Source organism: Candidatus Omnitrophota bacterium (assembly GCA_040755155.1).
Classification (GTDB): Bacteria; Hinthialibacterota; Hinthialibacteria; order Hinthialibacterales; family Hinthialibacteraceae; genus JBFMBP01.
On record JBFMBP010000148.1, the window covers coordinates 15680 to 32303 of the forward strand.

A 16624-nucleotide genomic window follows, 5' to 3' on the forward strand; every position below is an offset into this window, starting at 1 on the left:
ATCGATTCGATATGTTCGGTAAAAGGATTGGGAGGCGTTAGTGGAACCAAATCGATAGGAATAAGAAATTCATCCTCCAACTTAGCGCCATAAGCGAAAAAGTCCCATCCGGGAATATCGCAAGCAAGATCGATATCTCTTGCCTTTTCGGGATTATTTAACGCGCTGCCGAATAGAATCAGCCGGGTGGCGCCATAAAATTTCGCCAGTTCAATCATTCGGTCGATCAAGACTTGATCCAGTTTCATGTTTTTCCCCTTCTTGCATTCTTCCATTTTACATGGATTATTGCAGTAGAAAAACCTTCTTATCAATTACCGCTCAATATTAGAAAACATGAAACTCTCCAAGTTGATTCTTTCGGCATGGCTGGCGGCGGGTGGTTTGCTCGCGTTTCTTTCCTGCGGAAAACCGCCTCCACCCAGCGCGTGGAAGACTTCTTTCTACGTTTGGCGCGAGCAATGGACGGAGGATATGGAACCGGCGCTGAACCGCGCTGCGCCTTGGGCGAACGAATTCATGATCTTCGCCGCCTCGTTTCGCGTGATGGGGGATCGCCTTGTTCTCGATAAGAAAACAGTGGATTGGCGCTTTCTTTCGCAGACGGGCAAGCCGGTGGTTTTGGTTTTCCGGCTGCCGGTCCAGTTCGCCCTCATCTTAGAACGGACTCCATCCCAAACTGCCGTCTTTCTCCAAGACGCGATTCAACGCCAAATGGAAGAAGCTCGCGCCCAAAGCGCCGCCGTCGCCGGGACGCAGTTTGATTATGATTGCCCCACGTCGAAACTGAAGGATTACGCCGCTTTGTTGCGCGCTTTGCGGTTTGCAGCGCCGAAGACGCCGCTCTCGATTACCGCATTGCCGGCATGGCTGGAAAGCGCGGCGTTTGCGGATTTGATTCATGGCCTCGCCTATTACGTCTTGCAGGTTCATTCTCTGGAAAAACCCTCCTCCATCGATAAAGATTACCGCCTCTGCGATGTCCGCCAAGCGGAAAAAGCCATCCGGCGGGCGGCTGCATTCGGCAAACCGTTCTACGCCGCGCTTCCCACGTATGGCTATCAATTGATCTTCGACGAAAATGGAGCATTCGCCGCCATCGCTTCTGAAGACGCGCCCGATTCGCTTCCGGCGAATTATCGAACGCGCGCCGTCTTCGCCGAGCCGGAAGCGATCATTCCTCTTCTTGAATCGTTGCAGCGCGATCCGCCCGCTTCGCTAGTGGGCGCAGTATGGTTCCGGCTGCCGGTGGATTCTGACCGCATGAATTGGACCTGGCCAACGCTCTTGGCCGTGATGGAAGGCCGGATGCCCGCGATGTCGTTTAAGGCGGAATTGCGCCAACCTCAGCCCGGCCTTTATGAAATTTGGGTGACGAATAGCGGAGAGCGGAATTACGAAGGAAAGATACGCTTCAACGTCGTCAAAAAACGCTCCATTCTGGCGTACGATATTTTGGGTAACTTTCACGAGGACGAATCCGTAAATAGCCTAACGGGACCTGCTCCTCGAGCAGGCGCCCCCGCGCTCGCCGCCTGGTATCGCGCGGCGCCCGGCGCGGAAGGGGACGGCCTTCCCATCCAACTGGGGCCGGTGGAGGCGATGAAATGAAAATTCGAATTATTATTGCGATAGGCGTTTACTTCTTTCTTGGAGTTATAAGCGCAGGGGCGTGTATGCCCGAATTCCCTCATTCATTTATTCCCGAAGGAGAGGAAGCCCTTATTCTCTCCCTGTCCAGCGTCACTTTCTATGACGAGTTTCTGCAAGTAGTGAAGAATCAATCTCATCTCCCCGCGTATAATAACAAATCGGGTTTCAACTTATATTTTTACGAAGGAGCGTACTCGCGCCAAACTGTAAGCCAATGGCAAAACACGTTGGACGCCGATCTCGGCGATTTGAAAGCGGGATTGGCGAAGGCGGGAATTGCGCCCGTTTCCGCAGAGGCGTTTGTCAAAGAATACGAAGCATTACGCCGGAATATGAAGATATTCGCCGATCGATCGGAAGATCAAGACTCCATTTTTCCTTGCAATTTCCAAGAAAAAAAAGAGAAATTCGATTTCTCTCCTTATGAAGAGTTATTCGAGAAAATTCCCAAGGAATTCGTTCTCTACGTCAAAGGCGCGGCGGAATACCGCGCCAACGATGGCGCCGCCGCTCAGGCGCATTGGCGGGAGTTGCTGGAATTGCCCAAAGAGCAACGGGCTTATCGCTCCGTCTGGGCTGCGTTTATGATGGGGAAAGCGCAACTGGCGCAAGACGATTCCCAGGCGGCCGTCGAGTCCTTTCAGCTAGCGCGGGCGCTAGCGGCGGAGGGATTTCGCGATTCGTTGAATCTGTCCGGCGCCAGCGTCGGCTGGCAGGCGCGGGCGGAGAAGAACCTGGGGCGTTATGCGCAATCCTTGCGGCATTATTACGAAGTTTTCGATTCGAGTGAGGACCCTTGGATCAGTTTCAATTCGTTCTTTTTCCTTTGCCGTACAATATTCCAACAAAATATTATAGATGAAGAACTCGCCAAAGATCCCTTATGCCGGAAGATCGTAAGCGCTTGGGTGATTTCTAGCAAAAATAATTATTCCGACAATATAAAATGGTTGGAGACCATCGTTTCATCCGACGTAAAACCCGACGCCTCCGAGGCGGATCAGTTGGCTTGGATCGCTTATGACGCTGGATATTTTGATATCGCCCGCCGATGGTTATCGATGAACGAGGAGCATAATTCGTATGGCAAATGGGCGCTGTCCAAATTGTTGCTGCGGGATGGAAAAATCGATGAAGCGATGAAAATTTTACAGTCGCTTGTAAAAGTGTTTCCCAACGAAAAGACTGAATACAAAAAAAAGGGAGAGAGAAAAACTATATTATCCGAAGATAGGGGATTTTCCAGGTTTGGAGACGACAAAGTCCATGCTGAATTAGGATTGCTGCGGTTGGGACGTAAGGAATTCGTGGAGGCGCTCGACGCTTTCGCTCGCAGCGGCTATTGGGAGGACGCCGCTTATGTCGCCGAGCGGGTGTTGACGGTGCAGGAATTGGAAGCCTATGTAAAACGGAATCAAAACGATCCGGTTTTAACGAAAAAACGATCCATCAACACATGGTATAGCGGGGAAATAATTTTGGATCATTTGAAATGGCTGTTGGCGCGGTGTTATGCCCGCGAACGGCAATGGGATAAAGCGCGGCCTTATTATCCGAAGAAAATGAAAAAGATATTCGATGAATTCGTTGCTCATTGGCGAGCAGGCGAAGATAAGAGAAATTCCAACCGCATGCGCGCCAAGCATTTCTACGCCGCAGGAATGCTGGCGAAAAAATACGGCATGGAGTTGATGGGGACGGAGTTGGCGCCCGATTACGCCGTTTATCGGGGGCATTTTCATGGCTGGCCGTCGCCTGAACCCCGCATTAAGGACGAATCGGATTCAGTCATTCAGCCTCCCGCGTTGGCGCAAGCGCTAGCGGCGAAGGAAGAAGAAAAGAAGAGTGTTCTTAAGACGATTGCGAACAATCCCGACAAGCGCTTTCATTACCGCTGGGTCGCCGCCGATCTGATGAAGAAATGCTCACTCCTCTTGCCCGATAACGACGAATTGACCGCGCGCGCTCTTTATGAAGGCGCGTACTTTATTATCTACGACGATTTGGATATGGCCCAATGGTTCTATAAAAACCTGGTCCGCCGCTGCCGCCAACTGCCGATCGGCCAGGAAGCGGACGAGAGGCGCTGGTTTCCACCGCATTATTACGGCAAAGAGAAGAAGCCTTAAATCTTGCTATTACTCCAAAATTTGCATTTCATCAGAGGGGTGGCAAGGGCAAAGTTTTTTTTGCCCTTGAGCGATGAGGTGGCTATACCGTAGAATCGACTCAAATTCCATTGGGAGCGAAAAAAATGATAAAAACTTCGGTTAGCCATTTTTTAGTTTTTTTAGGCAGGATTTCAGTTTTCTGTTTTCTCGGATTCGCGCTTCTCTCCACGCCAAGCCTATATGCCGATGTTTCGCAGTGGACGCATTTCACCATCGCCAGCCCTTTGCCGGGAGAAGGTTGGGGAACAGCCGGTCCGGCGCTGGTGGATTTCGACGGTGATGGAGATTTGGATATCGCGCTTTCGCGGCGTTCCGTGCAAGCGGCCTATTGGTACGAACGGGTGGACGATTCCCATTGGAAGCAACATACGATGGGGAAATCGGAAACGCTGAACGATTGTCTGGGATCGGCGGTTCTCGATATCGATGGGGATGGCTGGCTGGACGTCGCTTTGAACCGGGTATGGTTCAAAAATCCCGGCATTTTAAAGCAAAACCCCGATGCGCCCTGGAAAGCGAACGCCTACGAGGGCGGCGGCCATGACATCGCGGCGGCGGATATCAACGGCGACGGCGTCAACGATATCGTCGCCAATTTGGGGATGGATTGGTTCGACGTTTCGCAAAATTTGAAGAAGGTTCCAATAACCGAGGGTTTGGATTTTCACGGCGGCATGGCGCCGAGAGGCGTGGGGGATATTGACGGCGACGGCGACAACGACGTCATCATGCCCGGCTTGTGGTTTGAAAATCCCGGCCAGGGTTATGGAGAATGGAAGCGGCATGAATGGCCTCACGTATTGATTCCCAACGCTTCTTATGGAACCAGCGCCCGCAGTTGGATCGCCGATCTCAACGGCGATGGGCGCAACGATATCGTCTACAGCGATTGCGATACGGGATTATCCCACGTCTATTGGGTGGAGAATTTGGGCAAGGGCGATAAATGGGAGCGGCATCCGTTACCTGATCCTCCTACGAATCCCGGCGATGTAGCAGGAACCGGTTCGTTCCATTCTCTCGGCATCGCCGATGTGGATCATGATGGAGATTTGGATATCTTCGCAGGAGAACAGGAAGATCCTGACGATTACATGGCCAGCGGCGGCAAACTGCCCATGCGACCCAAAGGATTGAAGGAACGGGGCGTGATTTGGGAGAATCGGGGAAGCGTCGCCCAGCCTGCTTTCGTTCCGGTCGTGATTCATGTCGACAATCCCGGCTGGCACGATGCGCAGCTGGGCGATGTAGATGGCGACGGCGATATCGATATCGTTACTAAAATATGGCACTCGGACGGCGGCCCCTATCACGCCGATTTCTGGCGCAACGACAACGTTCGACCGCTAGACAATCCGTTATGCCTTTATGTTTCTTGGAAAGGCAACGACGAATGGACTGGATTATGCAGCGAACCGAACGGCGCAAGAACCGACGGACCTTTTGCCTCGTTGGAACGGGCGAGGGATGAAATCAGGAAGCGGAAAAAATCCGGCATGCAGCAAAATCGCGGCGTGAAGGTTATCGTACAGGGCGGAACTTACAACTTGGGAAAACCTTTCGCGTTAGAAATGGAAGATTCGGGAACGAAGGCCGCGCCCATCGTCTACGAATCGCAAGCGGGAGAAACGGTCTGCTTGTCCGGCGGCAAGACGGTTTCCGGATTCACGCTTGTCGAGGATGAAGAGACGTTGGCGCTATTGGACAAGAAAGCGCGGGGCAGCGTCTGGCAAGCCGATTTGAAAGCGTGCGGCATTGCGGATTTCGGCCCCGCGGACGAGGGCGGCGCCGAAGTGTTCTTCCACGATCTGCCCATGACGCTGGCGCGTTGGCCCAACGAGGGTTTCGTGCGCATCGTCGATATCGTAGAAAAGGACGGCCATCAGATTCACGGCAACCTCGGAAGCAAGACCGGCAAGTTCGTTTATGAAGGCGACCGGCCTAAGCGTTGGCTCAAAGAAGAAGACCCTTGGCTGCATGGCTATTGGTTTTGGGATTGGTCCGATCAGCGGCAGCGAATCGCGTCCATCGATGCGGATAACTCCATCATCGCGCTGAAGGAGCCAAATCACGGTTACGGCTATCGCAAAGGACAATGGTATTATGCGTTCAATATGCTATCGGAATTGGATGCGCCCGGAGAATGGTATATAGACCGCGAAAAGGGCGTCCTCTACTTCTGGCCGCCGGAACCGATTGACCAAGCTAAAACCGCCATTTCGGTTTTACCCAATTTGATCGTTGCGAAGAACGCTTCTTACGTGGAATTTCGCGGTTTCGTTTTGGAAGCGTGCCGAGGAACGGCCATATCCATCACGGGCGGCGAAGGCGACCGGCTCGCCGAATGCTTTATCCGCAACGCGGGAGGAAGCGGAGCACAACTCTCAGGGCGAGATCAAGTCGTGGAAGATTGCGAAATTTACCAAACCGGCAGCGGCGGGATTTCCTTAAGCGGGGGCGACCGCGCTACGCTCCAGCCAGGCCGTCTCTACGCCGACAATAACCGCATCCATGATTATGGCCGCATCAAGCGCATGTACAGCGCTGGGATATCCCTATCGGGAGTGGGCAATCATGCAACGCACAATCTGATTTACTCCGCGCCGCATATCGCCATCATCTTCGGCGGCAACGGCCATCTGCTCGAATTCAACGAAATTCATCATGTCTGCATGGAGTCGAACGACGCCGGAGCCATTTATGCAGGCCGGGATTGGACCATGCGCGGAAATATTATTCGCCATAATTATCTTCATCAAATTACGGGTTTCGAAAATCGCGGTTGCGTGGGCGTATACCTTGACGACATGTTCGCTTCCGCCGCCATTTACGGCAACCTATTTTATCAAGTAACGCGAGCGGCCTTCCTCGGCGGGGGACGGGATTGCACGGTGGAAAACAATATTTTCGCCGATTGCAATCCAGCGCTGCACGTCGACGCGAGGGCGCTAGGATGGGCCGCCTATCACGCCGACGATTGGATCAAGGAAGCGCAGAAAAAAGGAACCCTGCTAGGCATCGCTTATACAAAGCCGCCCTATAGCGAGCGCTATCTGCGGCTGCCGAATATTCTTAACGACAATCCCAAAGCCCCCGTAGGCAATCTCATCGCCCGCAATATCTGCTGGGGCGGAAAATGGGACGATATCGAAAAGAAAGCCCTGCCATTTCTGACCATCGAAGACAATCTTATTAACGAAGATCCGCATTTCGTAAACGCCGAAAACCTGGATTTCCGCCTGCAATACGATTCTCCAGCGTATAAGTTAGGATTCAAAACGATTCCTATGGAAGAGATTGGACTGAGAAAGAAAACAGACTGCGCCTGCAAGGATAAAAAATAATGAAATTGAAGATGCCTGAAAAATTATATGGCGTTAGCGCGGTGAAACTGGCTATACAATATCTATTGACGACAATCGAGCAGGCATAGGAGGCGAACCGTGGAACCGCGAATTCCGATCGACGAAGGGAAAATCAAAACCATCTGCGAGAAATGGCGAATTAAAGAGTTTTATTTATTCGGTTCCGTACTGCGCGACGACTTCGGCCCCGAAAGCGATGTGGATGTTTGCGTCCAATTCGCTCCAGACGCGCCTTGGAGTTTATGGGAAATCGTCGAGATGAAGTTCGAACTGGAAGAACTATTCAACCGCCCGGTAGACGTATTGGAAGCGGATGCGATCCGCAATCCATTCCGAAAACGCGAAATCGAAAGCACTAGGAAACTGATCCATGCCGAAGCCTAAGGATGATCGCTCTTATTTGTGGGATATGTTGGAAGCGTCTCGCTCTGCATGTAAATTTGTAGTGGGGAAATCATTCCATGAATTCCTGCAGTTTGAAATACTTCGGTTTGCCGTAGAGTGAAAATTGTAGATCATAGGCGATGCGGCGAGACATATTTTAGAGAATCTGAAGCAAAGGAGTCCGGAGATTCCATGGAAAGTGATCATCGCTCAACGGCATGTTCTCGCGCACGATTACGATGAAATCAAGTACGAGCAATTATGGAATGTATGCCAAAAAAATCTTCCAATATTAGTCGAACAATTGGAACTGTTATTATCCCGTCTGCCGGAAGATATCTAGGATTATTGTTTTTCCAGCGTTAAATTCATTTTCATAAGCGAGCGTCCCCATTCGGGTTCGGCTTGCGCTTCGGGATTGAAGTCGACGGGCTTGTATCCCGCGACTGTCAGCCGGGCGGAATATCCTCCCAGCGGCGCTTCGATTTGAATCTGATTTCCTTCCGTAGAAGGATCAACCGATAGTTTGGAGGATTGAGGGAAATTTTGAAATTCGAGGCGATAGGCTTCTTTCGTTTTGGGTATAGTCGAGCCGTCGCTGGTTTTAATAGCGATATTGATATTGGCGATTTCGAGAAGATTCATCAATATGACCGGCTTCTCCCCTTTTCTGATGGGAAAAGAATCGGAGAAAGCGAGAAAAAACCGGTCTCGGGTATGAACCCAAGCGCGAATATCGCATAGCCCTTCCGACATTCCGGTGATCCGGTAGGCGTTGGGTTTGTCTGGTACACGCTCGATAGATAAATGGGGGGCGTTTTCTCCTATCGCTTCAAAAGTAGTTTGAAAAGCGGTGATATTCTTCTCCGGATAAATCAGATGCGCTTCCACTTCGCATTCGGCGCGTTCCATTTGGAATTCGACTGCCGTCGGTTCGTTGGTCGCGGATTCTTGGCTTAAAGAAAAAGTATAATCCTTTTCCTTGTTTTTATAGCCGATTTTAGCGACGAAGATTGTATAGATTCCCGGATAACGCAGGATCATTTTGAACTGACCCGTCTCATCAGACATTGTTGAAGGAACATAAATATTGGATTGGTCTTTCATGGCGGCGTTGACTTCCGCTCCCGGCAATGGTTCGCCGGTTTCGGCGTTCAGGACAATGCCGTTCAGTTCGCTTTGAATTAAATCGAAATTGACGTTGTATTCTTTTTGCTCGCCAGTAATATTTACTTTCGCGAATCCTTCAGAGTTGTACATTTCCAGGGAATACTGATTCTTGCTGGTAGTGCAGAAAATTTGATATTCGCCTTCTGGCACGCCTTTGAACTCATAATGTCCGCTTTCGTCGGATATAGCGAATAGGTGAACGTCTTGACTATTAAGAATCAGGGAAGCTTCCGCCGCGGGCGCTCCCCCTTTATGGACAAGACCTTGAACGGTTGCGCCCTCTCCCGCATCGAAATCTACGCGGACGGTTTTTCCTTCCTCGATGGTAATATTTTTCTGCTCGGAATAGAACTGTTCTTGCGTTCCTAACTTCATGACTCGAGTAATGCCGACGGCGGCGTGTTCGGCGCGGTAGTTTCCATCCTCATCAGGAAAGACTCTCTTCTGAAAGATTTTTTCGTCTTTATTGGAAATGATTATTTGAAAGGAATTAGCTGGACGGCCTCTTGAATCTTTGACGATTCCTTCGATGGTTCCGCCGCTTCCCAATGGGATGGGAACTGGTTCGGGACGGACTACCTCCGGCGATACGACGAACGTCCTCGGCGCCAGTTCTTTGGGGATTATGATAAGTTTGTCGCCGCCTTGCGAGGGGATTTGTAGTTGGAAAATTCCCTCTTCGTTGGAGTTGACGCTGTCGGGAATCGTCATATTTCCCGGATCGTGGACTACGTTCAAATCGGAGGATCGGTTCGACAACAAACCGATGACCGCGCCGGCAACCGGACGGCCTTGAGGATCGATGAGGCGCCCGATAAACGTCAACCCTTTTTCCATTTCGACGAGAACGTCTTGTTTGGCTTCTCCCGGCTGGAGTTCGACCTTGGAGCGTTCGAAGCGGGAGTAATTTTCCAATTTCGCTATGATTTTATAAAATCCCGGCTGCAAGTTAACGAATTGGAAGCGTCCATCGTTATCCGAAACGGCTTTTTGTTCGTCCACATTGGGATCAGACTGAAAATCGACAGCGATTTGAACTCCAGCCAGAGGCGTTTTGTCGTCTTTATTAACAACGACGCCGCCTAAAGAGCCGCATTTCATCATTGTGATTTCGATAAGCGAGCCGTCCATTTTGTGCGGTTCGTTATGGCTTTTATACCCTTCGGCGAATACTCCGACATGGACTTGATCCGCTTTGGGCAGGCCGCTGACCGTAAATTCGCCCTGCTCGTTCGCTTCGCCGCTGCCAGAGATCAATTCGTTCTTTTCATTTCGCGAATTGGCGTAGATTTTGGCTTGGACGACCGGCTCGCCGAATTGATCTTTAACGATTCCGCGGATGGTTTCGCCTTCTTTTTTATCGTCGATGACGAAATCGACGCCGGTTTTGTTTTCTCCCGCTTTGAGGGAAACCGTCTTCTTCGCCGGAGCATCATTGGTCGAGTACATGCCTCTTTCATTTTTTTTCTGCGCCTGGATATCATACTCTCCCTCTCCCAAACCATAGAGAATATAATCGCCGCTTTCGTTAGTTTCCGCATTTTGATTGGTGATAGGCACGTTCAGAGCGATGCTCATAACTTTCGGCATCATGGAAAATAGGATCGCGGAGACAGGTTTGCCTTCCCCATCGGAAACCCGTCCGGAAACCGTGCCTGGCGGCGACATGAGGATATCGACGACGGCGGGATTGTCCACCGTTCTGGTTTCGAAGAAGTCGCTCATCGTCATGCCGTAGGAGGCTGGTTGGTCGTCGAGACGTCTTTCGCTGGCTATAGCAGCGCCTTTGCCTTTAGGCAGCGTATCGTTGCGGTACTCGCCGCGTTCGTTGGTAATTCCGTTCGAGTTGGGCAAAAGGTTGGTTCCCTGCATAGCGATGGCGACGTTGATATTCGGCAAAGCGGATTTTTTGGAATCTTTGACTCTCACTAAAACGCTGCCGCCCGGCGTCAATTCGACGAGGTATTCCTTATTTTGCGTCTGCTCGTTGAATGTTAGATTTCCTAAAGCGTCTTGCGGATCGCGCCAAGGACGGGGCGTTCGGGCGGCGTAACCTTTGGCCAAGGCGCATAGATTGAATGTTCCTATAGGAACTTTGGAAATCGTGAAGCGGCCATCCTCTCCCGAAACGGCGGAAAGCGAGTCAGAGGAATAAGGTTTCATGTTTTTTATATCAATAGGATAGGCTTCGAGACTAAGGCGCGCGCCCGCGATGGGCTTCTTGGTTTCAACGTCCACGACTTTGCCGCGAATGGACAGCGGCGCTGGATAATGAGTGAATGTAATCTCCGCCGTAGGTTGTTGATCCGATATCCGCACGCGGCCTTCCGCGTCGGAATAGTTATCTTTAGGCGAGGCGAAAAGAATGTACCGGCCTGCCTGGGGAACCTGGATCGTATAATATCCTCTCTCGTCGCTGTGCGCCGAGACGATAAAATGTTTCGGCGACTGCGGATCGATATGGCTGTACAGGCTGATTTCCGTTTGCGCCAGCGGTTCTTTCTTGTCGGTGAGGGAATAGCCGGTAATCCACAATGGCGTGAGAGTGGCGGAAGCGACGGCCGCTGCGCTCGAAACGGCGGACGTCGCGAAAACCATCGCGGCATTGTCCGGCTGGCTGGAAGCGGGCGCTTTTTTTTCGATTATGCCGTCTTGCGTAACGCTGGCGCGTTCTCCGGCGCTCAGACTTGTTTCGTCCTGTTCATTTTTAACTTCAACGGAGCCTGTATCGACGGATACGTTTAATTTGCTGGCTTTGGTTTTCTGCGAATGACCGCCGAGCATGATTGTTGTAACAATGGTGATGACGACGAGAGCCAATGCGAATAGGGGAAGCCGCTGGCGCATGAGGACGCTCCTTCCACTGCGTAGTGGTTCGTATGATTATTATTCACTTATAAACAATCAAGGAATTACTTCGATTCGAAACGACGTTCCGGTTACGATCACGTCGGCTAATGGCGTAGAGACGATCAGGGGATGTTTGCGGTCTTTCGCCGCCTGCACCCACAACGAGCCACGATCGAAGCGAATGCGCCGTTCGCCGCCGAATCGAATCGAAAACTGCGCGCCCGCCGCGGCGCGCAGGGTGGAACCATCCGTCATTGCGATTTGCGCATCGGCTTGCGGGGGAACCGTTACTTGGCTTCCCGATTGCAGCCGCATCTTCCAAAAAAAGGAGGGATCGATTTCTGCAGCGCTGTTATGAAACTGATAACTTGCCGACGCGATTCCATTCTGGCGCATCGATAAAAATTGCATGGCCAAGACGAATAAGCAGACGGCGATGGATGCGGCGCTGGCATAAGGGAGGATGCGATGCCATGCAGCGCGGAATGGTGAGAATGAATCGTCCGTGCGGCTTTTCAGTGTCGCCGCGTCAGTCATGCGCTTCGCCAACTCATTCGCGTCGAAATCGGGAAGGGGACGATTGCGCAAACCGGCGTGGATCGCCGCATAAGCGCCGAACGCTTGGGCTTCGTCTTCCGTGCGCGGCGCGGCGCTCTGGCGGTAGCGTTCGTACGATTCGGCTTCCTGATTATGAAGCGGCTGTTTCATCATATTGATCCCGAGTATGGTTCCAGCAGCGTCCGCAGTTTTTGCAAGGCGCGATAGACCTGTTTCTTGACGCCGTCTTCCGAAAGTTCCAACGATTGGGCGATATCGCGATACGATTCCCCTTGAAGTTCACGCAAGGTTAGCGCAACGCGCTGCAAAGGCGTAAGACGATTCAGCGCTTTTTGAAAAGCCGTCATAAAGTCGGATTCATGGACGACTCGATCCGGAGTGTGATGGTCTTGAAATTGCGCCCAATCTTCCCATTCTTCATCCGCCGATTCTATAAAGCGTTTTTTTTGTTTCAGCCGGTTGAGGCAAAGGTTGCGGGCCGTCGTCATCAATAAACCTTTAATGGAACCGTTTTCATGGCGGATTTTGTTCTCCTTAGCCATCTGAACCAGGCGCAGCATCGATTCCTGCAAAACATCGCGGGCTTCGTCGTCGTCGTTCAAAAGAATCGCCGCCAGACGAATGACATCGCCGGCGTACCATGCGATTACGTCATCGAACGCCGTTCGGTCCGCTTGCCGCATTCTTTCTATAAGGTCAGCGCGAAGCGATGTCATTCGTTTTCCCCATCTATAAATACAATCCAACTCAAAAAAAGGGACAAAAATTTAATCTGGAATGATGAATGATGAAAAAGCCGGTTATCAAAGGCAAGGCGAAGCCTGCCTTTGATAATGCCTCTATAACACTGAATATCCATTTATGAATAATCGACAATAAAAAGGGAGCGAAAATATTATCTTCATCGCTCCCTTGAGAATCTGCGAATTGTTATAGCGGCGCAAGACGCGCGCCTGGCGTAGTGGTTACAAAACTCTCGTTTTTCCGGGAACGGCGATGGGATAGTTGCCGTCCGGGCCGGGCGTCTTGGGCGGTTTCATCGCGAAATCGCCGTCCGGCGGTCCGAATGTGAAATTCGACTTGCAGGCGTCTTCCCATGAAATCTGCTGGCCGGAATAACAGGCCATTTGACCCAAAACGGCGATCATCGTGCTATTGGCCATATATTCGCTTACTAATGATTCGCCGGACCGGATAGCCTTATACAGCGCCTTATGTTCTTCGATGAATCCGCTTTCGTAAGGACCTTCGTATTGCCAGTTGGTTTCACCCGTTATGCGGTTTTGCAGGAGATCGCAACGGCCCTTGGTTCCCATGATGATATCGGATACTCCGCCGTGACAATTTTCTTGCGTGCGGCAAAGAGCATAAATGCGGGCGCCGTTTTCGTATTCGTAAACGACGGAGTGATGATCGAAGACGTCGCCGTAGATGTCGCCGAAAGAAGCGGATCGCCCCGCGAGGCCGTGGGCTTTTACAGGGGGCTTTTCCCGCAGCGCCCAAAGCGCCTTATCCAGGTTATGCACCAGCGACTGCGTTACGTCGTCGCCCGAAAGCCAGGAAAAATGATACCAATTGCGGAACTGATATTCCATTTCCTTATCGCTGGGCTGCCGGGCGACCAAAACGTAGGGAGCGCGCAGGAAATTTTCCTCGATGGCGACGATCTCGCCGATGGCGCCGTCGAGAACGCGCTTCATCGTTTCTTGCACGCCGGGAATATACCGGTTCATCAAGCCGGATAAGAGGCATAATTTTTTCTTTTTGGCCAGTTCGATCGCTTCCCGAATCAGCCGTACGCCCGGCGGATCGATGCCGTGGGGCTTTTCCACAAAGACGTGCTTGCCCGCGTCGAGAGCCGCTTTCGCGTACTTGGGATGGAACTTGGAAGCGCAGGCGATCAAAACGGCGTCGACGCCGCTTTCGATGACTTTCTTATACCCGTCGAATCCTGCGAAGCAGTGATCGTCATCGACCAGCATTTGATCGGGCATGGCTTCCTTCAATTCCTTCCGCTTCCCTTGGACTTTGTCTTCGAAAACATCGGCCATGGCGATCAGCCTCACGCTATCGTCAGCGCGCATGGCGTCCAGCGCTGCGCCGCTGCCGCGTCCGCCGCAGCCTACGAGTCCGATTTTAATGGCGCCGCTCTCTCCCGCATAAACGGGCCGGGCAATAGCGGCCGTAGAGAGAGCCGCTATCGACGTTTTTAGAAAATTACGGCGCGATGGTTTGGTTTGATTATCGAGTTTCTTACTCATGCTCGTGCTCTCCATTTCATGGATAGTATGTTGATATTGAAAAAAATAATTCCATTCGCTTTCTATCGAATTCTCAAATTATCATAGGGAATTTTTCCGTACAAGATAGTTCGTAACTTATACTACGCACGATGAAAAAAAAGATGGAGTTTTTTTGTATCGTATTGAATCACGAAAAAACGAAATGAAAAAGAAAAACACGAAAAAAGAATCCATTCGTTCACCCGCCGTTAAAACGGCGGGCTATTGTCGTTTGCCCCTTTAAAGGGGCATTTGGAAATAGCCCAGCCTTTAAAGGCTGGGATAAGAAATTTAGCGGAATAAAAACCTTTGGCGATTCAAAAGAGCAAATATCCTTAAAACCAAATTTTTTTCGATGGCGCGAAAATACTGATTGCGGAACATGAGTACGTATAAAATCGGGCGGCGAGAAAAGAAGCGCGTTCGTTGCCAATTTTCTTTTCGGCGGTTATCATTTCTTTTTTTAAGCGGTTTCCGATTCTATTTCCCAACGTTCGCAGCGAATCAAGATATTGGAGAGTTTTATGAACGATTCCTTTTACATCACTACCGCCATATCTTACGTTAACGGGCGGCCTCATATCGGCCATGCCTACGAATTCGTCGCTACGGACGCCATCGCCCGTTATCATCGGCTAAAGGGCGAGGATGTTTTTTATCTCTCCGGCGTGGACGAACACAGCGCCCAAGTGGAAAAAGCCGCTAAGGACGAAGGGCTGCCGACGCAGGAATACTGCGACCGCATGGCCGTCGTTTTTAAAGATTTGCACAACAAGTTGGGAACGAAACTGAACGACTTCATTCGCACCAGCGAACCGCGCCATCACGATACGACCAAGGAAATGCTGCGCCGCTCCAACGAAAATGGCGATATCTATAAAGATAAATACGCCGGATATTACTGCTACGCCTGTGAAGCTTTTTACCAGGAAGGCGATCTGCAGGAAGGGAAATGTCCTGTACATCATCGTCCCGCCGAATGGATGGAACAGGAAAATTATTTCTTCCGCCTCAGCGCTTTCACCGAACGCCTGCAACAATATTACCGGGAAAATCCCCAATTCGTTTGGCCGGAAGGCTATAAAAACGAGATGCTCGCTCTCATGGATCGCGGCCTTCAGGATATCAGCATCTCCCGCTCCACCACTCAATGGGGTATTCCGCTGCCTTGGGATCCCAGCCACGTCTCTTACGTCTGGTTCGACGCCCTCTCCAATTATTTGACCGGCGTCGGCTTCCTTAAGGACGAAGCGCTATTCGCCAAGTTCTGGCCGGCGGATATGCATGTCATCGGCAAGGACATCAACCGCTTCCACAGCGTCTTTTGGCCCGCCATGCTTATGTCGGCGGGGCTGCCTTTGCCCAAGCAGGTGCTTGTGCACGGCTTCATCTATCATCGCGGCGAAAAAATGTCCAAGACCATCGGCAACGTCGTCGATCCCTTCTCCTTGCTGGACGTTTACGGACGCGACTCCCTGCGTTATTTCCTGCTGCGCGAAATCGCTTACGGCCAGGACGGCAACTATTCCGAAGATTCGCTCATCAACCGCTACAACGCCGATCTCGCCAACGATCTGGGCAATCTCTTTTCCCGTTCATTGTCCATGATAAAGAAATACTGCGCTGGCGTTGTTCCGCATCCAGCGAGTTTGGACGATCCCATTCGGGACAAGATGCAGGCCGCCATTGCGAAATACAAAGAGCAAATGGAATGTTGCTCCATCCATCAAGCTTTGGGCGCGGTTTGGGATTTGATCTCTTACGCCAATCGCTACATAGACGAGAAAGCCCCGTGGGCGTTGGCCAAGGACGAAGCGAAGCGGGGCGAGCTCGATTGCGTGCTGCTCAACCTGGCGGAAACCCTGCGCGTCTGCGCCGTGTTGATTCATCCCATTATGCCGGAAACTTCGATGGAGATGCTTAAGCGTTTGGCCTGCCCCGTGGAAAGCGATCATCCTTTATTAACGGATCTGGATGTTGCGAATCCCTGCGCTGGAAAGAACGTAGAAGCAGGGCCAGCGCTCTTCCCGCGTTTACAGGCGAATGGCGGGAAGGCTTAAAAAAGTAGGATGAAATCATGTAAGCGAAGAGGGAGGCCGATACTTGGTGGTAGACGTATCTTTTAAACGCGGGGTCAGCGAGCTGCCCCAAAAAAGAAAGGACACCGCCATGAAATACATGGGTATCGACC

Annotated in this window: 11 protein-coding genes; 6 read left to right on the forward strand and 5 right to left on the reverse strand. The window is 51.4% G+C overall.

From position 1 onward, the window contains the following. Positions 1–248: DNA polymerase III subunit beta (locus AB1656_22575; GenBank protein MEW6238184.1), on the reverse strand; the 248-nt coding region annotated here is incomplete at its 3' end. 88 nt (positions 249–336) lie between these two features. Here AB1656_22575 and AB1656_22580 point away from each other — a divergent pair. From AB1656_22580 to AB1656_22600, 5 genes are all read left to right on the forward strand, one after another. Then, the gene (locus tag AB1656_22580) at positions 337–1611 is read left to right on the forward strand and encodes a DUF3142 domain-containing protein (protein MEW6238185.1); all 1275 of its coding nucleotides are present in this window, start codon (positions 337–339) and stop codon (positions 1609–1611) included. Next, positions 1608–3782 carry a hypothetical protein gene (locus AB1656_22585; GenBank protein MEW6238186.1) on the forward strand — a complete coding sequence of 725 codons (2175 nt, stop codon included), beginning with the start codon at positions 1608–1610 and terminating at the stop codon, positions 3780–3782. The genes AB1656_22580 and AB1656_22585 overlap by 4 nt, the downstream gene beginning before the upstream one ends. A 125-nt stretch (positions 3783–3907) precedes the next feature. Further along, positions 3908–7168 carry an FG-GAP-like repeat-containing protein gene (locus AB1656_22590; GenBank protein ID MEW6238187.1) on the forward strand — a complete coding sequence of 1087 codons (3261 nt, stop codon included), beginning with the start codon at positions 3908–3910 and terminating at the stop codon, positions 7166–7168. 99 nt (positions 7169–7267) lie between these two features. Continuing rightward, positions 7268–7573, forward strand: a complete 306-nt coding sequence (locus AB1656_22595; protein ID MEW6238188.1) for a nucleotidyltransferase domain-containing protein — start codon at positions 7268–7270, stop codon at positions 7571–7573. 133 nt (positions 7574–7706) lie between these two features. After that, positions 7707–7916 (forward strand): HepT-like ribonuclease domain-containing protein, encoded by a 210-nt coding sequence (locus tag AB1656_22600; protein ID MEW6238189.1) that lies wholly within the window; start codon positions 7707–7709, stop codon positions 7914–7916. Between the two features lie 2 nt (positions 7917–7918). Here the strand turns inward: AB1656_22600 and AB1656_22605 are convergent, their stop codons facing one another. The 4 genes from AB1656_22605 to AB1656_22620 all read right to left on the reverse strand — a co-directional run bounded on the left by AB1656_22605 (position 7919) and on the right by AB1656_22620 (position 14412). Further along, positions 7919–11590: a carboxypeptidase regulatory-like domain-containing protein gene (locus tag AB1656_22605; protein MEW6238190.1), complete on the reverse strand. Its 3672-nt coding sequence runs from the start codon at positions 11588–11590 to the stop codon at positions 7919–7921. 57 nt (positions 11591–11647) lie between these two features. Next, the gene (locus AB1656_22610) at positions 11648–12304 is read right to left on the reverse strand and encodes a FecR family protein (protein MEW6238191.1); all 657 of its coding nucleotides are present in this window, start codon (positions 12302–12304) and stop codon (positions 11648–11650) included. Beyond that, positions 12301–12867, reverse strand: a complete 567-nt coding sequence (locus tag AB1656_22615; protein MEW6238192.1) for a sigma-70 family RNA polymerase sigma factor — start codon at positions 12865–12867, stop codon at positions 12301–12303. The genes AB1656_22610 and AB1656_22615 overlap by 4 nt, the downstream gene beginning before the upstream one ends. Positions 12868–13116: 249 nt before the next feature. Next, complete coding sequence (locus AB1656_22620) at positions 13117–14412, reverse strand: Gfo/Idh/MocA family oxidoreductase (GenBank protein ID MEW6238193.1); 1296 nt, start codon at positions 14410–14412, stop codon at positions 13117–13119. Positions 14413–14957: 545 nt separating this feature from the next. Here AB1656_22620 and metG point away from each other — a divergent pair. Further along, positions 14958–16493 (forward strand): methionine--tRNA ligase, encoded by a 1536-nt coding sequence (metG, locus tag AB1656_22625; GenBank protein MEW6238194.1) that lies wholly within the window; start codon positions 14958–14960, stop codon positions 16491–16493. The last annotated feature ends 131 nt before the right edge of the window (positions 16494–16624 follow it).